19 protein-coding genes and 2 rRNA genes (1 of these 21 only partly in view) are annotated in these 22,763 nt (G+C 40.4%); 17 read left to right on the top strand and 4 right to left on the bottom strand.

The genetic code is table 11. The features are described from left to right. The first annotated feature begins 2 nt into the window (after positions 1 to 2). The 3 genes from truA (at position 3) to rpsI (ending at position 1,846) form a co-directional block, all read left to right on the top strand. Positions 3 to 740, top strand: coding sequence for a tRNA pseudouridine(38-40) synthase TruA (gene truA / locus QFZ31_RS19785; protein WP_307306121.1), 738 nt, complete (start codon positions 3 to 5; stop codon positions 738 to 740). Positions 741 to 995: 255 nt separating this feature from the next. Next, complete coding sequence (gene rplM, locus QFZ31_RS19780) at positions 996 to 1,433, top strand: 50S ribosomal protein L13 (RefSeq protein ID WP_045516499.1); 438 nt, start codon at positions 996 to 998, stop codon at positions 1,431 to 1,433. 20 nt (positions 1,434 to 1,453) lie between these two features. Then, complete coding sequence (gene rpsI, locus QFZ31_RS19775) at positions 1,454 to 1,846, top strand: 30S ribosomal protein S9 (RefSeq protein WP_034676157.1); 393 nt, start codon at positions 1,454 to 1,456, stop codon at positions 1,844 to 1,846. Between the two features lie 608 nt (positions 1,847 to 2,454). Here the strand turns inward: rpsI and QFZ31_RS19770 are convergent. Continuing rightward, positions 2,455 to 3,621 (bottom strand): IS256 family transposase, encoded by a 1,167-nt coding sequence (locus QFZ31_RS19770; protein ID WP_307299872.1) that lies wholly within the window; start codon positions 3,619 to 3,621, stop codon positions 2,455 to 2,457. Between the two features lie 553 nt (positions 3,622 to 4,174). Here QFZ31_RS19770 and QFZ31_RS19765 point away from each other — a divergent pair. The 3 genes from QFZ31_RS19765 to QFZ31_RS19755 are packed head-to-tail and all read left to right on the top strand — an operon-like array spanning position 4,175 to position 9,235. Then, on the top strand, positions 4,175 to 5,860 hold the full coding sequence (locus QFZ31_RS19765) for a serine hydrolase (protein WP_307306117.1): 1,686 nt from the start codon (positions 4,175 to 4,177) through the stop codon (positions 5,858 to 5,860). Positions 5,861 to 5,887: 27 nt separating this feature from the next. Beyond that, positions 5,888 to 7,960 carry a glycoside hydrolase family 3 protein gene (locus QFZ31_RS19760; protein ID WP_307306114.1) on the top strand — a complete coding sequence of 691 codons (2,073 nt, stop codon included), beginning with the start codon at positions 5,888 to 5,890 and terminating at the stop codon, positions 7,958 to 7,960. A gap of 24 nt (positions 7,961 to 7,984) precedes the next feature. Next, entirely contained in the window at positions 7,985 to 9,235 is a 1,251-nt protein-coding gene (locus QFZ31_RS19755; protein WP_307306113.1) for a DUF1343 domain-containing protein, read from the top strand. A gap of 180 nt (positions 9,236 to 9,415) precedes the next feature. On the opposite strand, the gene QFZ31_RS19750 is transcribed toward QFZ31_RS19755, so the two are convergent. Further along, positions 9,416 to 10,279, bottom strand: coding sequence for a hypothetical protein (locus QFZ31_RS19750; RefSeq protein ID WP_307306110.1), 864 nt, complete (start codon positions 10,277 to 10,279; stop codon positions 9,416 to 9,418). Between the two features lie 490 nt (positions 10,280 to 10,769). Here QFZ31_RS19750 and QFZ31_RS19745 point away from each other — a divergent pair, with 490 nt between their 5' ends. The 7 genes from QFZ31_RS19745 (at position 10,770) to QFZ31_RS19715 (ending at position 17,394) form a co-directional block, all read left to right on the top strand. Next, the gene (locus QFZ31_RS19745; protein ID WP_307306107.1) at positions 10,770 to 11,477 is read left to right on the top strand and encodes a hypothetical protein; all 708 of its coding nucleotides are present in this window, start codon (positions 10,770 to 10,772) and stop codon (positions 11,475 to 11,477) included. Positions 11,478 to 11,636: 159 nt separating this feature from the next. Further along, positions 11,637 to 12,653 carry a hypothetical protein gene (locus QFZ31_RS19740; protein ID WP_307306105.1) on the top strand — a complete coding sequence of 339 codons (1,017 nt, stop codon included), beginning with the start codon at positions 11,637 to 11,639 and terminating at the stop codon, positions 12,651 to 12,653. 78 nt (positions 12,654 to 12,731) lie between these two features. Continuing rightward, positions 12,732 to 13,418 (top strand): response regulator transcription factor, encoded by a 687-nt coding sequence (locus tag QFZ31_RS19735; protein WP_307306103.1) that lies wholly within the window; start codon positions 12,732 to 12,734, stop codon positions 13,416 to 13,418. Then, positions 13,402 to 14,838: a HAMP domain-containing sensor histidine kinase gene (locus QFZ31_RS19730; RefSeq protein WP_307306100.1), complete on the top strand. Its 1,437-nt coding sequence runs from the start codon at positions 13,402 to 13,404 to the stop codon at positions 14,836 to 14,838. Before QFZ31_RS19735 ends, QFZ31_RS19730 begins: the two co-directional genes overlap by 17 nt. Positions 14,839 to 14,919: 81 nt before the next feature. After that, on the top strand, positions 14,920 to 15,363 hold the full coding sequence (locus QFZ31_RS19725; RefSeq protein ID WP_179603660.1) for a YbaK family protein: 444 nt from the start codon (positions 14,920 to 14,922) through the stop codon (positions 15,361 to 15,363). 123 nt (positions 15,364 to 15,486) lie between these two features. Next, on the top strand, positions 15,487 to 16,215 hold the full coding sequence (cwlD, locus tag QFZ31_RS19720; RefSeq protein WP_306077317.1) for an N-acetylmuramoyl-L-alanine amidase CwlD: 729 nt from the start codon (positions 15,487 to 15,489) through the stop codon (positions 16,213 to 16,215). A 123-nt stretch (positions 16,216 to 16,338) separates the two neighbouring features. Then, positions 16,339 to 17,394: an Mrp/NBP35 family ATP-binding protein gene (locus QFZ31_RS19715; RefSeq protein WP_179603662.1), complete on the top strand. Its 1,056-nt coding sequence runs from the start codon at positions 16,339 to 16,341 to the stop codon at positions 17,392 to 17,394. Positions 17,395 to 17,447: 53 nt separating this feature from the next. Here the strand turns inward: QFZ31_RS19715 and gerD are convergent, their stop codons facing one another. Then, on the bottom strand, positions 17,448 to 18,014 hold the full coding sequence (gerD, locus tag QFZ31_RS19710) for a spore germination lipoprotein GerD (protein WP_307306093.1): 567 nt from the start codon (positions 18,012 to 18,014) through the stop codon (positions 17,448 to 17,450). Between the two features lie 152 nt (positions 18,015 to 18,166). Here gerD and QFZ31_RS19705 point away from each other — a divergent pair, with 152 nt between their 5' ends. After that, the gene (locus QFZ31_RS19705) at positions 18,167 to 18,847 is read left to right on the top strand and encodes a KinB-signaling pathway activation protein (RefSeq protein ID WP_307306090.1); all 681 of its coding nucleotides are present in this window, start codon (positions 18,167 to 18,169) and stop codon (positions 18,845 to 18,847) included. Between the two features lie 25 nt (positions 18,848 to 18,872). Here QFZ31_RS19705 and pdaB read toward each other — a convergent pair whose 3' ends face one another. Continuing rightward, positions 18,873 to 19,625, bottom strand: coding sequence for a polysaccharide deacetylase family sporulation protein PdaB (gene pdaB / locus QFZ31_RS19700; RefSeq protein ID WP_307306086.1), 753 nt, complete (start codon positions 19,623 to 19,625; stop codon positions 18,873 to 18,875). A gap of 138 nt (positions 19,626 to 19,763) precedes the next feature. Between pdaB and QFZ31_RS19695 the strand changes: the two genes are divergently transcribed. From QFZ31_RS19695 to QFZ31_RS19685, 3 genes are all read left to right on the top strand, one after another. Further along, the gene (locus QFZ31_RS19695; protein WP_307306083.1) at positions 19,764 to 19,994 is read left to right on the top strand and encodes a hypothetical protein; all 231 of its coding nucleotides are present in this window, start codon (positions 19,764 to 19,766) and stop codon (positions 19,992 to 19,994) included. A 276-nt stretch (positions 19,995 to 20,270) separates the two neighbouring features. After that, positions 20,271 to 21,820: ribosomal RNA gene (locus tag QFZ31_RS19690) — 16S ribosomal RNA — on the top strand. Positions 21,821 to 22,118: 298 nt separating this feature from the next. Further along, a 23S ribosomal RNA gene (locus tag QFZ31_RS19685) occupies positions 22,119 to 22,763 on the top strand; it runs 2,293 nt beyond the window's last position. Together the 16S and 23S rRNA genes form the textbook arrangement of a ribosomal RNA operon.

Raw genomic sequence — 22,763 nt, 5'->3', positions numbered from 1 at the left:
AAATGAATCGCTATAAATGCATTATTTCCTACGATGGTTCTGGATTCTCCGGATATCAGGTTCAACCAAATAAACGAACCGTTCAAAGTCAAATAGAAGCTGTCCTGGCTAAAATTCATAAGGGCAGCCATGTGAAAATTGCTGCTTCCGGAAGAACGGATGCCGGAGTCCATGCAAAAGGTCAGGTGATTCATTTTGATTCGCCATTGTCCCTTCCTGCAGAAAAGTGGGAATTAGCCATAAATTCTATGTTGCCTGAGGATATATCTGTTACTTCTGTGGAAAAAGCGGATTCTACCTTTCATGCAAGGTTTGATGCCAGCGGGAAAGAATACCGTTATTTTCTATATCAATCCAAGAAAAGGGACCCATTTCAACGGAATTATGCTTTTCATTACCCTTTTCCTTTAAATCTAGCTGTGATGAGAGAAGCATCTATTTATTTGCTGGGAACACATGACTTTTCTAGTTTTTGTTCTGCAAGAACTGAAGTAGAGGATAAGGTTAGAACGATTGAGACTATTGAAATATTACAAGACGGGGAACGCATTAGCTTTCGGTTCATAGGAAATGGATTTTTATATAATATGGTTCGAATTTTAGTAGGAACGTTAATTGAGGTTGGTTCTGGGAAGCGACAGCCAGAGGAAATAGTGGAGATTCTAGAAAAAAAGGATCGCCGTTATGCTGGGAAAACCGCACCAGGACAAGGTTTGTATCTTTGGAAGGTATTTTATTAAAATAAAAAAAGTAAACAACTCATCCTAGTGTAACATTTTCTTGACTTTTAGCTCTAAAGAATTTATTATATTATATGGTTGTGTTTTTAATCCCACGATAAAGCCCCGGAAAGTCTTCATCGTGATTGAAAATATATGAACTTAAAAATTGACGCACAATGACGTTACCGTTTTTTCCCGGAACAGAACGAACGATAACGGCTTATGATGGTGCGAAAAAATAATCTTTATGGATTTAAATTAGGAGGGAATTTCATGCGTACAACGTTTATGGCTAACGCCAACAATATCGAGCGTAAATGGTACGTGATTGATGCTGAAGGCAAAACTCTTGGACGTCTTGCTTCTGAAGTAGCAGCAATCTTACGTGGTAAAAATAAACCAACTTTTACACCACATGTTGACACTGGTGATCATGTTATCATTCTTAACGCTTCTAAAGTTGAATTAACTGGTAAGAAATTAACTGACAAGATCTACTACCGTCACACTATGCATCCAGGTGGTTTAAAAACTAGAACTGCTCTTGAAATGCGTACGAACTATGCTGAGAAAATGATCGAGCTTGCTGTTAAAGGTATGCTTCCAAAGAATTCTCTTGGCCGTCAAACATTCAAAAAATTACACGTATATGCTGGCAGCGAACATCCGCACCAAGCACAACAACCTGAAGTTTACGAACTTCGCGGTTAATAAAGAGGGAGGGAATTAACTTGGCACAAGTTCAATATATTGGTACTGGTCGTCGTAAGAGCTCTGTCGCACGCGTGCGCTTAGTTCCAGGTACAGGTAAAATTACAATTAACGGACGTGACATCGAAGAATATATCCCATTTGCAGCTTTACGTATGGTTGTAAACCAACCATTAGTTGCTACTGAAACAACAGGTAGCTACGATGTTCTTGTAAACGTAAGCGGCGGTGGATATACAGGTCAAGCGGGCGCAATCCGTCATGGTATTGCTCGCGCATTACTTACAGTTGATCCTGAATATCGTCCAACATTAAAGCGTGCAGGACTATTAACACGTGACCCACGTATGAAAGAACGTAAGAAATACGGACTTAAAGGCGCTCGTCGTGCACCTCAGTTCTCAAAGCGTTAATCTTCAATTTTCAAAGGCTCTCAACCAATTTGGTTGGGGGTCTTTTTTATGCTTGGTTTTTCATAGTGAAGAGACAGTTGAAAGTTGAAGGACAAATCTTAAGAATGCTTCAGATGATTTGTCCTTAAAAGCCAGGCTGAAGGACAAAACTGAAGAAGCGGCAGGGAGATTTGTCCTTAAGAGCCAGGCTGAAGGACAAAACTGAAGAAGCGGCAGGGAGATTTGTCCTTAAGAGGCAGGATGAAGGACAGATCTCAGGAAGCCGCCGGAGGATTTGTCCTTAAGAAGCAGGATGAAGGACAAAACTCAGGAAGCGGCAGTGAGATTTGTCCTTAAGAGGCAGGCTGAAGGACAAAACTGAAGAAGCGGCAGGGAGATTTGTCCTTAAGAAGTCAAGTCCTGAATATTGTGTAAAATCAAAAGCAATTGTTTTCAACTTCACTTTTGTTGATTATCTATCCAAACCCTTTCATTTTTTTTTGACGAAACTTCCATGGTTTTTTATCTACATATCCGGGGAGGGCTGTCAAAGGCTCTTCACTTTGACAGCCCTTCCTGGATATGTGATCATTCCATGATGGAAGTGGAGGCGAAAAATAAAAGTTTAATTAGTTATTAAGTAATGTCTTTCTTTTGGAGTAGACCTCCTGGTATTGCATGAGAACAGCACCTACCAATCGAAAGGCAGATTGAGTATTGGGAAAGATACGAATAACTTTCTCCCTTCTACGGACTTCTTGGTTTAAGCGTTCAAGTGAATTTGTACTTCGTATATGAGGGTGCATCTTCTCAGGAAAGTTTAGGTATTGAATGGCATCTTCGAAGCCTTCATCTAAAGTTTCCAAGGCTTTGGCATATTTAGCTTCATCCCCAAACTGGTTCATTAATTCATTCTTAAATCTACGGATATCCTCAATCGTAACAGCTTCAAAGACACGTTTAATCATGGAGCGTATCTCTACGGAATCTTTCTTGGAGAGCTTCCCTATTATGTTGCGTTTAAAATGTACCGTGCATCTTTGCCATGTAGTACCAATAAAATCGCGCTGTATTGCCTTTTGTAGCCCTAGATGAGCATCTGAGATGACCAGTTTGGGGGATTGAAGCCCACGGGATTTAAGCTGTTGGAAGAAACGACTCCAACTCTCGAAGTCTTCTGCATGATCCACACTAAGCCCAAGGATTTCACGTGTATTCTTCTCAGTAATGGCAGTCGCAATGTACACGGCTTTTGAGATAACCCGGTTGTGTTCCCGGACCTTAATATACATGGCATCCACAAAAACATAAGGATAATACATGACATTCAAAGGGCGTTTGTTCCAATCATTAATAATGGGGTCAAGCTTTTGGGTAAGGGAAGACACAAATGATTTCGATATATTTTCCCCACAGAGCTGCTCGACTATATGCGTGACTTTCCGAGTTGAAACACCGTTAATCACCATTTCTAGCATGGAGAGGACCAGGGCTTGGTCACAGCGAGCATACTTTTCGAAGACGGAAGTGGAAAACTCACCATTTCTGGTCCTTGGGACCTTTAGCTTTAGTTTGCCAATACCTAGGATCAATTCACGTTCATAGTAGCCATTTCGGTAGTCTCGGCGATCTGGAGACCGTTCATAAGCAGCCGCACGTAAATAATCGTCTCTCTCGTTTTCCATGACTTCATTAAGGACTAAGACAATCGCTGATTTAATCACCATATCTAGATTAGAATTGATAACGGATTCTTTTAAAAGGTCTAAATCTAGGTTAAACTGTAAGTGAGTCATTTTAATTCCTCTTTTCATTGTTTATCGTCGCTGAAAACAGTGTTGCCAAGAGTGAATAAAATGACTCTTTCTTTTTACACAATTATATGGACTTAATCTCCTTAAGAGGCAGGATGAAGGACAAAACTAAGGAAGCCGCCGGAGGATTTGTCCTTAAGAAGCAGGCTGAAGGACAGATCTCAGGAAGCCGCCGGAGGATTTGTCTTTAAGAACAGGATGAAGGACAAAACTCAAAATGCTCCCAGAAAATTGTCCTGCACAAGCAATAGTTTAGAACGACTTGCTTTCGCTGACTAAAACGGGTATCTTTTTAAAGAATTATCTTTAAACTGCTGCATAATGAAATAAAATTTCAAAATTTTAAACCATATTTTAAAAAATAATGCTAACGACGTAATCCTTATGTCCTGTAAAACTGTATGTTATGAGACTTAGGTGGTATAGACGACTAACTGCCATAACCGGTATGATTTTACTATATGCTGTAAGCGTTACCAGTATTTCGGTATATATCGGGGGGTATCCCTGCCTACAATTCATTCAAGGAGGGCATATGAAAAGAAAAACGTTTATGATAACTGCCGTTTGTACGATGCTGCTAGGTACTTCACCCGTATTTGCAAACAATGAACTTCCTTTTGGACCCACAATTGAAAAGGAGGAGAAACTCACAATCCCATCTAAGAAACCACACCCTATATTTACATGGAATTCAACTATCATACCCGTTACAAGTGTACTTCATCCAAGCTCCGCACGTGGAGCAGGCATGGTGGAAGCACCTCTCAAGCAAATCGATCAAATTATGAACCAAGCCATTTCACAAAAGTTAATGCCGGGGGCGGTCACATTTGTGGCGAGAGCTGGAAAAATTGTTAAACATGACGCATATGGCTATTCAGCGCAATATACCGATAGTAAGTTCACAGAAATGGAAAATCCCATTCCTATGGAAAATGATACAATTTTTGACTTAGCGTCAATCAGCAAGATTTTCACTGCTACTGCAGTAATGATTCTCTTTGAAAAAGGGTTATTTAATCTCGATGATCCAGTAGCCAAACATATCCCTGAATTTGCTGCAAACGGGAAAGAAAACGTAACGATTCGTCAGTTGTTAACCCATACCTCTGGCTTCACTGCTTGGATTCCGTTGTATTCACAGGGGACTTCAAGAGAAGACAGGCTGCAGTTGGTATTAAACCAACCATTGAAAAATGCACCTGGCACGACATACGAATACAGTGATCTAAACATGATTACGTTAGGTATGTTAATTGAGCATTGGTCAGGTATTCGTCAGGATCAATTTGTCTACGAGAACATTACAGCACCTTTAGGAATGAAGGACACAATGTACAATCCGCCAGCTTCGTTAAAACATCGCATTGCAGCGACTGAATATCAGGCAATACCAAATCGCGGTCTTGTCTGGGGCGAAGTTCATGATGAGAATGCTTGGTCGTTGGATGGTGTTGCTGGTCATGCCGGCGTGTTCTCAACAGCTAATGACCTCGCTAAACTTGCCCATATTTTTATTAATGAAGGCGAGTATGGCGGCAAGAGAATCTTAAAGCCAGAAACCGTACAGTTGCTGCTGCAAAACCAGAATGCTGCATTCCCTGGGAATGACCATGGACTGGGCTGGGAGCTTGGCCAGGGCTGGTATATGGATGCATTATCAGAAGGTACATACTCTTTTGGCCATACGGGGTATACTGGTACTTCGATTGTAATAAGCCCCAACAATAAAACAGTGGCGATTTTACTCACCAATCGTGTCCATCCGTCAAGAAATATGGGTTCAATGAACCAAACCCGCCGCTTATTTGCTAGAAATGTAGCTGATTCGATTCCGGTCTCGATTCCAGGTAAGAGTGAGGCATGGTTTGCTGGGTACGGCGATAAGCTCAATCGAGTAATGGAAACCACTCTGGATTTAGCGAATGAAACTAAACTGTCTTTCTCTACTTGGCATATGATTGAGAATGTCTGGGATAGTGGAACTGTAGAGATCTTTAGAGATGGCAGTTGGCAGCAACTTGCCTTATTAACAGGAACAAGTGATGGATGGGAAAAGAAAGAATTGACGATACCTAGTGATGCGACAAAATTGCGGTTCATTTATCAAACGGATGGATCTACAAATTCACGCGGCTGGTATATTCTCAATCCAAAACTGGATTCAGGAGATGTACTTTCTTTTTCAAAAAATGAATGGGAACTAAGAGATTATTAAATAAACAATAACTTGAGGAGGAGAAACATGCGAAAATTAGTAAAGTCATTATTCACCTCATTTCTCGGATTTGCGCTGCTGTTTACAGGAATTCCATTGTCAGGGGCGGCAGCTGCTTCGGAAATTAAAGATTTAGTGATAGACCTCAATGTCCCGCAAGTTACACGGGAAGTAAGTGAAAACAAGCTTGATTTAAACGCACTCCATGTTTATGAAAATGGCCGTTTTATGATGGCTTCTGAAAATGTAAAATGGAAGTCTTCTAATAAGAATGTTGCATCTGTTTCGAAAGATGGAGAAGTAACGTTATCTGGTCACAATGGGAAAACATTTATATCTGTCAGCGATGGCAGCTATAGAGATAGGATTTCAATTCAATTCAAAGGAAACCAAGATAAGGTTCTTGTTGAAAAAGAAAAAGGCACACGCTATGACCTTATCGGCAGTGCGATCAAGAATATGAGCATGGAAGAAAAGGTCGGACAAATGCTAATGCCTGACTTTAGAACATGGAAGGGTCAGAATGTAACCGTAATGAATGATGAAATTGCTAAGCTTGTAAAAGATTATCATCTTGGCGGTGTTATTTTGTTCCGTGAAAATACGGTGACTGCTGATCAAACAACTAAGTTAGTCAGCGCCTATCAAGATGCTGCTGAAAAGTATGGACTGTTAATCTCGATTGACCAAGAAGGCGGAATCGTGACACGTCTGCAAACAGGTACCGATATGCCAGGAAATATGGCTCTTGGTGCAACACGCTCAGAAGAAACAGCTGAAAAGGTTGGTAAAGCAATTGGAGAAGAGCTAAATGCACTCGGGATTAATATGAATTTTGGCCCGGTGCTAGATGTAAACAACAATCCAGATAATCCTGTTATCGGGGTTCGCTCTTTTAGTGAGAATCCTGAGTTAGTTGGAAAATTAGGTAATGCCTATATTAAAGGGCTTCATGAAACGGGAACAGCTGCAACCGCAAAGCATTTTCCAGGTCATGGTGATACGGCAGTTGATTCACATATTGGACTTTCTGAAGTACCACATGATATCGATCGGTTGAAAAGGGTGGAATTATATCCATTCCAGCAGGCAATGGATGCGGGAATTGATGCGATTATGACTGCACACGTGACCTTCCCGAAAATCGATGATACAAAAGCCATTTCTAAAAAGGATGGAACAGAAATTGCTGTACCTGCAACGCTCTCTCATAAAGTATTAACAGGGCTAATGCGTGAAGATATGGGCTTTAAAGGAGTAATTGTTACCGATGCGATGAACATGGGTGCTATCTCAGAACATTTTGGTCCAGTTGACGCAGCAATCCGTGCGGTTAAGGCAGGAGCTGACATTCTCTTAATGCCAGTTGGGATTGAAGCTGTAGCCAATGGAATCTATGCCGCTGTTAACTCTGGTGATATTTCAGAAGATAGACTTGAGCAATCAGTTGAGCGGGTTTTAACTTTGAAACTAAATAGAAGCATTGTTAAGGCAGAGGTAGAAAAAAGTCTTGATGAAAAGGTAGCAAATGCATTTCAAGTCGTTGGATCACCTGAACATAAGGCAATTGAAAAAGAAGCAGCAGAAAAATCGATTACGCTTGTAAAAAATGATGCGGTTCTTCCTCTTAACGTTTCACATGAAGATAAAATTGTTGTAGTTGGTGGTTCTGGATTCTCCATTAATCTCCTTGCAGATGAGGTCAAAAAGCACCATCCTGGCGCTGTATATGTGAATGCTTCAGGCCCACTTAATGCTGGACAACTAGCACAGGTACAGGGTGCGAAATACATCATTGTCGGAACCTATACCTCTAGTGTTGGGGGCAGGGCTCAGGATGCCAGCCAAATGGTGATGACAAGACAACTTATAAAGACTGGTGTACCCGTCATTGCAGTTGGCGCTAGAAATCCTTATGACGTTATGTCATATAAGGATGTAGATGCGTATCTAGTTCAATATGGTTTCAGACCAGCGAGCTTTGAAGCCGCAGCAAACACCATTTTTGGCAAAAACAATCCAACTGGAAAGCTGCCAGTAACCATTTACAACCATGATGGCAGTGTACTATATGGTTTTGATCATGGGTTAGGATACTAGGTAAGACAAGGAGGAGGAATACTTTTGAAAAAGTGGTTAACAAGTATATTGGTTCTCGTTTTACTGCTGTCAACAGTTTCGGCGGCTTTGGCCAAGAATGATAAAGAGAAAAAGAATAAAAAGTTCCGTTTGGGCATCGAGGTTTTACTAAAGGATGAAATTGATTTAATCAAAGATAAACGCGTAGGTTTGATTACCAATCCAACCGGAGTGGATCAGAACGTTACAAGTATCGTGGATCTACTTTTCAATAATCCTGATGTAAACCTGACTGCTCTTTACGGTCCTGAGCATGGCGTACGAGGAAGTGCACAAGCAGGTGCGTATGTTGAACAATATACAGATGAAAAAACAGGACTTCCTGTTTACAGCTTATATGGCAAAACAAAAAAGCCGACGCCTGAAATGCTGAGTAATGTCGATGTATTGTTATTTGATATTCAAGATGTTGGAGCGAGGTTCTATACGTACATTTATACAATGGCTCTAGCTATGGAAGCAGCCAAAGAGAACAACATTCCGATTATTGTTCTTGATCGTCCGAATCCAATCAGCGGAACAAAAGTCGAAGGACCTGTCCTTGAGGATAAATACTCTTCGTTCATCGGTGAATATCCGATTCCTGTCCGTCACGGTATGACTGTTGGGGAATTAGCCAAGCTTTTTAATAGTGAATTTGGTATTGGTGCCGATTTAACGGTAGTGGAAATGGAAGGCTGGAAGAGGAACATGTATTTCGATGAAACGCCATCAGAATGGGTCCTTCCGTCACCAAACATGCCTACTTTAGAAACTGCAGTTGTCTATCCAGGGGCTGCCCTTATTGAAGGAACAAATGTTTCGGAGGGAAGAGGAACAACAAAGCCATTTGAATTGATTGGAGCTCCGTTTATCAATAGTGACAACTTGGCGGCGAAGCTAAACTCTTACAAATTACCTGGTGTCACCTTCCGTGCGGCATCGTTTATACCGACTTTCTCGAAACATGCAAATGTATTAAGCCATGGTATTCAAATTCATGTTACAGATCGGAATGCTTATAAGCCGTTTGAAACAGGATTGTACATCGTTAAAACGATCCATGATATGTATCCAAACGACTTCCAATTTAGAGCACCGAGTGCTGCAGGAATCTCCTTCTTTGATAACCTTGTCGGCAATGGCTCTATTCGCGCTGATATTGAAGCGGGCAAGACTGTTGAGGAAATGAAATCGGCATGGCAGTCTGGCTTAGACGAATTTATCGAGATTCGTGAAAAATATTTATTATATTAATAGGTATGAGGAGGCCTTCTTTTTAGGAGGTCTCTTTTTGCAGTAGAATTAATCAATGGTTTGATTAAAGTAGAAAACTGACTGGAAAAGTCGAAGTTTGTATTTTCAGGGAAATAACAAACCTTTAAGATGGTTGTCGGAAATAAAAAAAGGGCTTTAGAAGGCCCTTTAATCAATCTTTCAAATATCAAGTTCTTTTCGAAGTCCAATTATATAGGAACTGTCTACCCCTAGGAGTTCTGCTAAAATTTTTTCATTCGCCTTTGGGTTCTGTTTCAACAATTTTTTAAGCATTTTCTTTTGTGCTTTACGGTCTGTCTTCATCTGCTTATTTTCTTCTGTAGTGTTCGTCTCTGCTTTCAGCACCGAACTTTCTTCATTAGCTTCCGTCTCTGCTTTTAGCACCGAACTTTCTTCATTAGCTTCCGTCTCTGCTTTCAATACCGAATTTTCTTCTGTAGTGTTCGTCTCTGCTTCCAGCTCTGAATTCTCTTCAGCATGTGATTCATTTTGTTGGTTGGTTAATAGTGATAATTCCCCGTTTAACCAATCAAGTTTTTCTTTGTACTCTCCAATCAATGTTTTTTGATTTTCATTGGTTGCATTTAACTCTTCTACTTGTTTATGAAGTTCTATAATTTCCTTTTTGCTATTTTCAAGACTCACAGCAAATGACGAAATGATTTGTTCCTTAGTGCCAATTACTTCTCTAAGATTTTGTAGCTGCATTTCTTGCTCAGCTACGATACTGCTTAACCCCCCAATCAATGATTGATTTTTTTCATTGGTAGCATTCATTTCGGCTACTTGATTTTGAAGTTCTGCTATTTCTTTATTGCTATTTTCAAGGCTTGCGGTAATTGAAGCTATATCGTCTTCTTTAGTTGCCAATTCGTCTTTTAAACAGATTTCGCGTTTTAACATGTTTGCCGCTAACTCATTAATTCGAACCGTAAGTGCCTCAAGTTCAGAAAATATTTGATCACCGTTGTTTCCGTTTATATCATGAATTTCATTATCTACATTGAATGTACTTTCTGCCATTCCTTACACTCCCCTTTTGGTTTACTCCTTTAAGTCTAAAATAATTGTCATAGGATCCAGAAAATCTTTCACATATTAATATTAAAATATGATGGTAAGAGAAAAATGGAATGGACAAGTATCTAAAATTAATGATAAATAATAAAAAAATCTTGCTTCAAATCTAATTTATGTTACAAAGGTGGCAGCGAATGATAGGATGGAGTTTTATCAAATTTCCCTCTTACATGACAAAAATGTCACTTTAGATGATGTTATATCGATGGTTGAATTAGTTAAATTTAGCTTTAAGAAAATCATATCGCTGGGCGATATACCTTGTGAATTATTTCTAGTTAGAGTATATCGCTACCCGATACGCCCAACTTTCAGAACAATGATTGGTAAGAAAAAGGGGGATTGTCGCTTTTTTATTTGTATCGCTAGGTGATATGGCTCTTGAAAATCCTTATATTACCCTTCATATTTAAAATAAAAAGGGTGGACAGAAATGCGAAACGATATTCAACCGTTTGAACGTTCTTTCACTTCTAAGGAAGTGGCAGAGGAGGCTGGGATTGCAACACCTACTGTTCGAAAGTATGGACAAATCTTAGAACGAAGTGGCTATGAATTTTTAAAAGAGGGAGACCGGCGTATCTTCGTTCAATCCGACATCGAAGCACTTATAGCGTTACGCGATACGGACAAGCCCCTAGACGATACTGCAAAAGAGCTTGCAAATCAACAAAAAGAAAGATTAAAGGGTCTAAATGAAACAGAGATTGCCATATCCGATACGGATGAAAGTCTACCCCAAGATCCCAATCACCTAAAAGAAGTATTTACGTATTTAGCCAGTGAACTTGCTGCCACGCGTGAAATGAATGTCCAAGTCATAAACGATTTGACTGATCTTAGAAATCAAGTTTCCAGGCTTAAACAAGATCATCATGATCTTAGCTCTAACATCTCAAATTCGGCACAAAAAACACAAACTAGAATTGAAAGATTATCCGAACAGGAAAAAATCCATTACGAAACATTGCTGGAACAGGAAAAAGAAAAGAGTGAATATTTACAAAGAGAATTAGAAAACCTCAGGGAAGAAATGAAAAAAGAGTGGATTTCACAGAATGAATTTAATAAACGTTTAGAAAAATCGATAAGAAATCCTAAAGATAAATGGGAGTGGATTTTCTCCATATTCCGTAAGTAAAGTAGTTAAGACTCTTAACCAAGTTGGTTGAGGGTCTTTTAAATTTTATAAATAATTCCTTTTGACATCATCCTGACATCTATAGGCGTTAAATTTATAGTACAAGGTTCGGCAAGTCCAGGGGCCTACAAATGTTAGTAATATCAGGAGGTAATATAAATGAAAAAGTCGGTAATAGGATTAACGGTTGCAGGCGTTTTATTACTCGGAGGTTATGCTTCTACGACGTTCGCAAATGAGGACACAACTACTAGCACAAGTACAAACGTTGGAAATTTTATGAAGGGCTTTAAAGGCATGTTAGGTTTTGGACATAAGGGTATGGATTCAGAAGAATTATTGGCTCAAGCGAAGGACCTAGGAATTGAAACAACCGGTAAGGATGCAGAAACGTTAATGCAGGAAATCCAAGAAGCACTCATAAAACAGGAAGCGAAGGATTTAGGTATCAAGACAACGGATAAGGATTTTGATACTCTTGCTCAGGAAGTACAATTAGCAAAGCTGCAAGAAGAAGCAAAGTCATTAAAAATTGAGTCAGAGGGAAAGGATGCACAGACACTGCGTCAGGAGATCCGTTTAACTGAGCTTCAGAAAGAAGCGAAAGAGCTGGGAATAACAACGGATGATAAAGACGCAGAAACTTTAAGGCAGGATATCAGGCAAGCTGAACTGAATAAGAAAGCAAAAGAGTTAGGCATTACTACTGATGGTAAAGATTTAACCACACTAACACAGGAAGTCTATACAGCAACGGTTAATAAAGAGGCTAAAGAATTGGGTATAAGTGTCGAAGGAAAAGAAATTAACGAAATTGCCCAAGAGGTTTATAAGGCCAAAGTAAAAGCAGACGCAAAGGAATATAATATTACAATCGACGGTAAAACGATTCAACAGATTGCTGAAGAAGTGAGAGAACAAAAAATTACGAAATTAGCAAAGGACCTTGGAATTTCAACTACAGATAAATCAACAAAAGACATAATGAGTGAAATCAAGGAAAAGGATGCAGCGAAGTTAGAAGAACTACTCGGTAATGAATCATTCGGAATGTTTGGCAAAGGAATGGGTGGCGCTGGACATAGAGGTGGTGGACATGGCGGCGGAATGCATGATGGCGGAGAAGCACAACAGGGAGTGAGTGGCACGGCTGATAGCAGCAGTAAGGGAGTTTAAACATACTAGTAAAATCCTCGGTATATTCCACCCGAGGATTTTCTAGTATAGCTAAAGAGATTGGAGGTTGTTCAGGTAATGAAAACCATTTTGGTTGTGGAAGATGAAAAGACAATCTCAAGAGTATTAGCTGTGTATTTACAGCATGCGGGCTATAATGTCGTACAAGCTTATGATGGAGATGAAGCATTGCGTTTATTTCATGAGAATTCCCCAAATCTTGTATTAATTGACGTTATGCTGCCTGGGAGAGACGGCTGGAGTATCCTAGAGGATATTAGAAAAGTAAGTGCTTGTCCGGTGATTATGCTGACAGCTCTAGGGGATATTGATTACCGATTAAAAGGGCTAAATCAGGGGGCAGACGATTATATAACGAAGCCCTTTGTCGGTGAAGAAGTTATTGCTCGTGTCCATGCTGTACTAAGGCGCTCAGGTAATGTCCTTGATAGCGATAATAGTAAGCAGTTTGGCAGCTTAAAAATAAATCTTGATGCTCATATCGTAACCATTAATGGTGAAGAGGTTATCTTAACCCCAAAAGATCTTAGTTTGCTTATCTATTTGGCGGAGAGGCCGAATAGAACATTTACAAGAGACGACCTAATCGAAAGTGTCTGGGGTATGGATTATGAAGGCAGTGATCGTGCGGTGGATTTAGCGATAAAACGGATACGGCAAGCATTGAGTGAGTGGCCGGACTCGCAAGGTGAAATCCGAACTCATCGCGGATTGGGGTATCAATTCTGTGTTTACGAAAAATAAAAAAAGGACGACGTTGCTTAAGTACTGGACAACAAGATACCTTGCTACACTTATAATTGGACTAATCTTATTAGGTGCAGGATCTTTATGGTGGATTCAAAAAACCACTTTAGAGAATCGTTTAAACTTAATGGAATATTTAGCCGTTGAAACAGCAAATCGAGTGACTCAAACAAATGGAATGATGGAAGTTGACCCGTTTTTTAATCGTATGCTCGAAGAAAGGGCTAGAGTCCTTCAATTAGAAAAAGAGCCAGAGCTATTTATCACAGACTTAAGTGGGGAAGCAATTTTTTCAAGACCGCGCCATATGAACCCTGGTAGAATGGGACCACGGAATCAAAACAACATTGATATTCCAAGTGAAGTTTTCGAGAACAAAGAAACCATACAAAGGCTGGAAGTAGCAGATATTGGTGTTATGTATTCTGTCAAATCTCCTATTTTGGAAAATGACAAACAAATTGGCTGGGTTGTACTAATGCAAAGTGCGGATGAATTGTCAGAAGTTAATCAAGAATACCGGCTATTATTTATTTTATTAGGCGGTTTAGGATTATTAGGGTGGCTTGTGATCTACCTGCTCTCAAAAAAGATACTTAGACCCATTCAAGACGTTGCCCATGCGGCAGCGCAAATTAAAGAGGGGAATTATGACCTCAACTTGAATACAGATTCAAACGAACAGGAAATATTTGAACTCGTCAGTTCCTTTGCTCAGATGACGAATCGCCTAATGCAGCTAGAAAAACTTCGAGCTGAATTATTAGCTGGTGTTACTCATGATCTCAAAACACCGGTAACATCTATAAGTGGGCTTGTTCAAGCGGTGCGTGATGGGGTTGTTACCGGGGAGGAACGGCAAGAATTTCTTGATATTACCCTAAAGGAAGTCACAAGGCTCCAAACGATGATTGCGGATTTATTAGATTTTAATTCATTAGCTGCAGGGGCTTTTTCAATCAGAATGGAAAATTACAATATGAATGAGCTTGTTCAGAACATTGTCCGTGAATGGGGTCTCACAAAGCCGCAACATATTGATTATCAAGTAGTTGTACCTAATGAAACCCTGTATCGGAACATCGATCCATTGCGGTTACAGCAAATTATGATCAACCTGTTAAACAACTCATATCAGTCACTTGATGGTCAGGATTCAATACTAGTAATGCTCTCAGAGAGTGGCATTGACATAAAAGATACGGGTTCAGGAATTCCTGAAGCAGAACAGGCATATGTATTTGAAAGGTTTTTCCGAGGAGAAATGAAGAAATTAAAGGTGAGAGGCCTGGGCTTAGGGTTGCCTTTCAGTAAAATGCTTGCAAACGCCCTTAATGGAGATTTAATTTTAACCGAAAGCAGCAGCAGAGGAAGTACGTTTTCGATAATCTGGAATAAGGAAAATCCAATACGATAAAAATTGGCAATCGAAAACGCCTTTGAATTTGAATTACTTATGCCTAAGGGATGAAGAATAGTCCTAAGAGGTGAAAAGCGAGTGACAGTAATTACTACCTTTAAAGAAAAGCGTCGCGATAAACAAATAAAATACGAGCGGTCCGTTCTAAAGGACTTGTCAGTTAAAACGTTAAAAGAACGGGTGCAGCAGTATTTTGGCTCATCCAGAGTTGCATCAAGTTTTATCATGAATACAGGTATTGAAGAGGCCTGTTATGATGTAGCATTAGAAGCCTACTTATTAGGGGCTAAATTTAGCAAATTTGGTTATTATGGTGAAAATATAGATGATGTACGAAAACGTTGTTCTAGAGAAGAGAAGCATTTAATTGATACACTCTACAATTTTCTTCTTTATTGGGGTAATGGGGAAGAAGGAACCATGAGCGAAACGCTTTATTATTCCTGCGAGGGTTATATCGATGCTTGGTGGAAAGAAGGATATGAAAAAGCTCAAAGACGCCGCAAGCTGAGATTACATTAATGAAATAGCTTGATCACGAGCCAGGATTAGATATCCTGGTTCTTCACATTTCTTCCTGTTCTAAACAAGTCCCTTGTCCCATATAGTTAAGTGAATAGGGACGAGCGGGAAGGAATGATTTTGGTGTCAAAGAAAAAATTAAAGGTCATTGGTTTTTCTGTTGGCTTACTTCTTTTATTTCTGATTTTACAATATGATTTTGTAAAGGAAAATACATGGGGCGATTCTTGGAGTCTTCCACTTTCCGGCAAAATCATATTACTTGACCCAGGACATGGCGGTCCAGATGGTGGAGCAGGGAATTCCAAAGCATTAGAAAAAGACATTGCCTTGGATATTTCATTAAAAGTCAGAGACTATTTGCAGGAACAGGGTGCCTTAGTGGTCATGACCCGTGAAACAGATAAAGATTTAGCTGATGAGGACACAAAAGGATACAGTAGAAGAAAAGTGGAAGATCTAAAAAAGCGTTTAAAAATGATAAACAACTCCGATAATGATTTCTTTGTCAGTATTCATTTAAACGCGATTCCATCATCAAGATGGAGTGGAGCCCAAACCTTTTATGCGCCACATTTTAAAGAAAATGTCAAAGCCGCAAAATTTATTCAAGATGAGCTGATCGTGAATTTAGAAAATACGACAAGAAAAGCAAAGCCAATTAATTCTGTTTATATTTTAAAGCATGCTAAAAAGCCTGGGGTGTTGGTAGAAGTAGGATTCCTTTCAAATCCAAATGAAAGAGAGCAATTAAAAAAGGAAGCTTATCAGGAGAAGATAGCAGCATCCATCTATCAAGGTGTGCTTCGTTATTTTACCAATGAAAAGGAATTAAAGATAGAAGATGAGTAAAGGTGTTTAATCACCTTCTTTTTTTTGGAATAGTAATGGATGTGATTCATTTAACTGTTTCTAGAAAAGAATATGGTATACTGAAAACTGGAAACGAATTCATTAGGTGAGGTGTTTGTTTACATGTTAACCGAAGTAAAAGTACGTGAAGTACTAGGCAGCTTAAAAGAACCATTTTTACATAAAACTTTAGCTGAATTAAACGCTATTGAAGAAATTAAAATTAAAGAAGAGAAAAGCCATGTGAGCGTGAAATTGCAGATTGCTAAAACCGGCACCGCTGAACAATTACAGCTTCAAACACAAGTGGTCAATTTACTAAAAGAAGCTGGTGCCCAAACGGTGGGGATCCGTTTTAGTGAACTGCCAGAAGCTGTATTAGCGGAACATCGTTCAGCTGCGAGTGAATCTGAGGACAAGGGATTACTATCTTCTAATAAAACAACATTTATTGCAATTGCAAGTGGTAAGGGTGGAGTAGGTAAATCGACCGTATCTGTTAACCTTGCGGTGGCTCTCGCACGACTAGGCAAAAAAGTTGGCTTAATTGATGCAGATATTTACGGCTTTAGTGTTCCGGATATGATGGGAATTACGAAGAGACCAGTCGTAAGAGGCGAAAAAATACTGCCAGTTGAGCGCTTTGGAGTAAAAGTCATTTCCATGGGCTTCTTTGTAGAAGATAATTCCCCGATTATTTGGCGCGGTCCGATGTTAGGAAAAATGCTAAATAGCTTCTTTAATGAGGTCGAATGGGGAGAGATCGAGTATTTGCTATTAGATTTACCTCCTGGAACGGGAGATGTTGCATTAGATGTTCATACGATGCTTCCGGCTTGTAAGGAAGTAATCGTAACAACACCACATCCAACTGCAGCGTTTGTAGCAGCACGTGCAGGTGCAATGGCATTACGCACCGATCATGAAATTTTAGGTGTTATTGAAAATATGGCGTACTTTGAAAGTAAGCTAACAGGTGAAAAAGAATATGTATTCGGTAAAGGCGGCGGAGATAAACTAGCTGAGGACTTGAACACAGAAGTCCTTGGCCGCCTGCCTCTAAATCAGCCTGATTGGAATGATGATGATTTTGCACCGTCAATCTATCAAGAAGATCATAAATTAGGAAAAATTTATTTAGAAATTGCTGAAAAAATGACAAGTCGTTTGAAAAAGTAAAAGATAAATGCCTCTTCCAAAAAGTTGGAGGAGGCATTTATTTTCACCTAAGGCTACTTTTTCTCTTCAGCTTGCTGTTTTTCTTCCGCCGCCTTTAAGAGTAACTCCTGTATTTTTATTTTATAAAGAGGGCTTTCTAGTGTTTCAGAAATGACAGTTTGAAGATGTTCTCGATATTCTTTACTTTTTAACGCATCGGCCATTTCCTTTTGAATTTCAGGTTCTTTGAAAACCTCAATCATCATGGCTCTATACTCAGGGTCCTTCATTAAATCCTTCAAAAGCTGTTCATTCTCGGCCCTCATGTTTTTTGCAACGCCCTCGGCGAATTTGGCATCACTAAAGGTTTTTTTCCAAATTTCTGTCGCAGCTTCAGAGGTCAGGGTTTGTTGAATGGTATCAGACACCACTTTTTGGTCCATTACCAGCGTTTCTTTCATCTTATCATCTGCCATAACCTCTTGTAGTGCTTTCTTGCCATCATCTGTTTTAAGTATATCAACAACCATTTTTTTTGTTGCTTCATAATCTATTTGTTCTCCACCGCTAGCTTCAGGGGAGGCACAACTAGACAGAAGCATAGTGATTAGCAAGGGGAGTATCAGCTTTTTTACTTTCATTTAGAAAGCTCCTTTCACATAATAGTCCTTAATTTTTAGGATGAAGAAAAGAGCCTTAGATTATGCGTACAGATATTGAAAAGATGGATTTTTTATAATTGGATTGGTACAATCATTATGGTATTTATTTTTTGTTATTGGAGGATAATTGTGTGACGAGTCGTATTTGGGTTAGGCTGTTTATGACTACGCTATTAATAGGCGGAATTACATCAGCAATTGTTGGATTTATAATCAATTGGAATGAGTATGTACATTATTTTATCGAATTTCGTATCATTAATATATTATCCGCCCTTTTTTGGTTTATATTATGGGGTTTTCTTTATAGTGTTGTTAGTCAAATGGGCTTCTTTGCCTATCTAACTGTTCACCGCTTTGGCTTAGGCATCTTTAAATCCGTATCACTTTGGAATGGAGTTCAAGCAGTATTAACATTATTTGTGTTATTTGACCTTGTGTATTTACGCTATGAGACCTTTGCAAAATCAGGGGACAGCCTATACCCTTATATCGGGTTGGCAGTATTGTTGTTAATCCCTGCATTGGTGATTGCATGGTATAAAGCAAAACAAACAAATCGTGAAGCGTTTATTCCAGCACTCTTCTTTATGATTGTGGTAACGGTTATAGAATGGTTCCCTGTGTTACGTGTAAATGAGTCAAGCTGGATTTATCTCATGTTGTTTTCCTTACTAGCTTGTAATGCTTATCAAATATTAATTCTTCATAAACTAAATATGCAATCACAACAACAAAGACAAAGCAGGAAATCTTCTACAAATAAGATAACAAAGTCCTCTAAAAAAATAAGCAAAAAGACCGTCCATTAAAGTTAGATGGACGGTCTTTTTGTAACTATTTGATTTCCTTTGACTCGACGACTCCATTTGCTATTAGTTGTGAAACGGTAACCAGTTTCAAGCCTTTACCCTGCAATTCTTGGAGAATACCAGGTAAAGCATTGGCAGTCTGTTTAGCTGAATCAGAGGCATGGAGAAGAATGATATCACCTTTATCGGCCTTACTAACATTTTCTTGAATTTGCTTTACTCCAGGATTGGTCCAATCCTTAGAATCTACACTCCAATGAACCATCGTGTATCCATATCGTTCAGCTATCTTTAAGGAGCGTTGATCAAAATGCCCAGTAGGAGCCCGGAGAAGCTTGATGTCTTTAATATTTAACTTTCTGAAGGCATCCTTTGCTTTTGAGATATCTTTGCCGATTTTCACATCTTCTAATTCTGTATAATCTTCATAGGCATAACCAAGAATTCCAATTTCGTATCCTTCCTTGACAATCCGGCTGACAATATCAGGGTGCCTCTCAGCCCATGAACCAGCTAAAAAGAAGGTTGCTGCTTTTACATTTTCTTTTTTTAGTGCGTCTAAGATGGGTTCTGCTTTTTCATCGCCCCAGCCAATATTAAAGGTAAGAGCGATATCCTTTTCCCCTCGGTATACGGCCTTAGGACCGTCCTTTGTGGAAAAAACTGGGGTTAAAGAGAGATTTCCCATAAATAAGAACAACGCAGTAAAAAAAGCAGCAATTACTACTAAAAGAATTTGTTTTACAGATTTACCATTTAACACAAAAAATAAATTCATATATACCACCTCGTCCATTGCTATCCTTGTCTCATACCTATGCGAATTTTTAAATGAATATGATTAAGAAAAAAAATTATAAATTTTACTAATTTGGAAAAGACTACTATAACAACATAATTCATAAAGGGTGATCGAATGTTTGGGCTTCTCGTTAATGAAAAGGAAGTAAAAGAAATGGAATACCTAATAAAGCGTGAGATGGATGAAATATTATTTGATTTAAAAGATGATCGTATTGACCATATAGTAAAGCGCGCAATGGAAGAACGGTATAAGATTTTATTTACGTTATTCAAAAGAGTAGCCTCACCAAATGAATGTCTAAAGTACATGAGAAGGGATAATAAGAACAGGAAGAAAGGATAAATAATACTTTTAAAAAAGTAAGAAACTAATTTAATATATTTTGTTGACTTTTAAATAATATGTTGGTATATTAATAAACGTCGCTGCTGATGCAAATCAAATAACTTAAAAAAGTTATTGACTTTAAAAAGCAGTTGTGATAAATTTATAAAGTCGCTTTTGGGCGGCATAGTGAATTTGTTCTTTGAAAACTAAACAAACAAGAACGTCAACAAACAAATTTTTTAGCTTTTATTAAAAGCTAAGCCAACGTAACTTTTCGGAGCTATATCAACTTTCTTGGAGAGTTTGATCCTGGCTCAGGACGAACGCTGGCGGCGTGCCTAATACATGCAAGTCGAGCGAATCTTAAGGTGCTTGCACCTTTTGGTTAGCGGCGGACGGGTGAGTAACACGTGGGCAACCTGCCTGTAAGACCGGGATAACTTCGGGAAACCGGAGCTAATACCGGATAATCCTTTTCCTCTCATGAGGAAAAGCTGAAAGTCGGTTTACGCTGACACTTACAGATGGGCCCGCGGCGCATTAGCTAGTTGGTGAGGTAACGGCTCACCAAGGCGACGATGCGTAGCCGACCTGAGAGGGTGATCGGCCACACTGGGACTGAGACACGGCCCAGACTCCTACGGGAGGCAGCAGTAGGGAATCTTCCGCAATGGACGAAAGTCTGACGGAGCAACGCCGCGTGAGCGATGAAGGCCTTCGGGTCGTAAAGCTCTGTTGTTAGGGAAGAACAAGTATCGGAGTAACTGCCGGTACCTTGACGGTACCTAACCAGAAAGCCACGGCTAACTACGTGCCAGCAGCCGCGGTAATACGTAGGTGGCAAGCGTTGTCCGGAATTATTGGGCGTAAAGCGCGCGCAGGCGGTTCTTTAAGTCTGATGTGAAAGCCCACGGCTCAACCGTGGAGGGTCATTGGAAACTGGGGGACTTGAGTACAGAAGAGGAAAGCGGAATTCCACGTGTAGCGGTGAAATGCGTAGAGATGTGGAGGAACACCAGTGGCGAAGGCGGCTTTCTGGTCTGTAACTGACGCTGAGGCGCGAAAGCGTGGGGAGCAAACAGGATTAGATACCCTGGTAGTCCACGCCGTAAACGATGAGTGCTAAGTGTTAGAGGGTTTCCGCCCTTTAGTGCTGCAGCTAACGCATTAAGCACTCCGCCTGGGGAGTACGGCCGCAAGGCTGAAACTCAAAGGAATTGACGGGGGCCCGCACAAGCGGTGGAGCATGTGGTTTAATTCGAAGCAACGCGAAGAACCTTACCAGGTCTTGACATCCTCTGACACTCCTAGAGATAGGACTTTCCCCTTCGGGGGACAGAGTGACAGGTGGTGCATGGTTGTCGTCAGCTCGTGTCGTGAGATGTTGGGTTAAGTCCCGCAACGAGCGCAACCCTTGATCTTAGTTGCCAGCATTCAGTTGGGCACTCTAAGGTGACTGCCGGTGACAAACCGGAGGAAGGTGGGGATGACGTCAAATCATCATGCCCCTTATGACCTGGGCTACACACGTGCTACAATGGATGGTACAAAGGGCTGCGAGACCGCGAGGTTTAGCCAATCCCATAAAACCATTCTCAGTTCGGATTGTAGGCTGCAACTCGCCTACATGAAGCCGGAATCGCTAGTAATCGCGGATCAGCATGCCGCGGTGAATACGTTCCCGGGCCTTGTACACACCGCCCGTCACACCACGAGAGTTTGTAACACCCGAAGTCGGTGGGGTAACCGCAAGGAGCCAGCCGCCTAAGGTGGGACAGATGATTGGGGTGAAGTCGTAACAAGGTAGCCGTATCGGAAGGTGCGGCTGGATCACCTCCTTTCTAAGGATAATGCAGTCCTTGTGGACTGATAAACCGTTGACCGTTACTTGTTTGTTTAGTTTTGAGAGTGCAATTTCTCTCATAAAACATTTGCTCCTGCGCCGCAGTAGTTCGAGGAAGTAATACCTCAGCTCGTCGCAAGGCAGCATGTAGCTAAGCTCTGACGTTTAATCACGATGTGATTGAAATCAGTAGCCTTGTTCCTTGAAAACTAGATAATCGTAAGAAGAAGTCAAAGTAAAACCGAGAATCGCCATTTTAGTTTTTCTCTCTTATTTAATAAGAGTATAACCATTTAGGTTAAGTTAGAAAGGGCGCACGGTGGATGCCTTGGCACTAGGAGCCGATGAAGGACGGGACTAACACCGATATGCTTCGGGGAGCTGTAAGTAAGCTTTGATCCGGAGATTTCCGAATGGGGGAACCCACTGCTCGTAATGGAGCAGTATCTTTACCTGAATACATAGGGTATTGAAGGCAGACCCGGGGAACTGAAACATCTAAGTACCCGGAGGAAGAGAAAGCAAACGCGATTCCCTGAGTAGCGGCGAGCGAAACGGGACATAGCCCAAACCAAGAGGCTTGCCTCTTGGGGTTGTAGGACACTCAACATGGAGTTACAAAGGAACGGGGTAGATGAAGCGATCTGGAAAGGTCCGTCATAGAAGGTAAAAACCCTGTAGTTGAAACTTCGTTCCCTCCTGAGTGGATCCTGAGTACGGCCGGACACGTGAAATCCGGTCGGAAGCTGGGAGGACCATCTCCCAAGGCTAAATACTCCCTAGTGACCGATAGTGAACCAGTACCGTGAGGGAAAGGTGAAAAGCACCCCGGAAGGGGAGTGAAAGAGATCCTGAAACCGTGTGCCTACAAGTAGTCAGAGCCCGTTAATGGGTGATGGCGTGCCTTTTGTAGAATGAACCGGCGAGTTACGATCCCATGC

It is taken from the genome of Neobacillus niacini (assembly GCF_030817595.1).
Lineage (GTDB): Bacteria > Bacillota > Bacilli > Bacillales > Cytobacillaceae > Neobacillus > Neobacillus niacini_G.
This window is presented reverse-complemented; position numbering and strand designations above follow the sequence as displayed.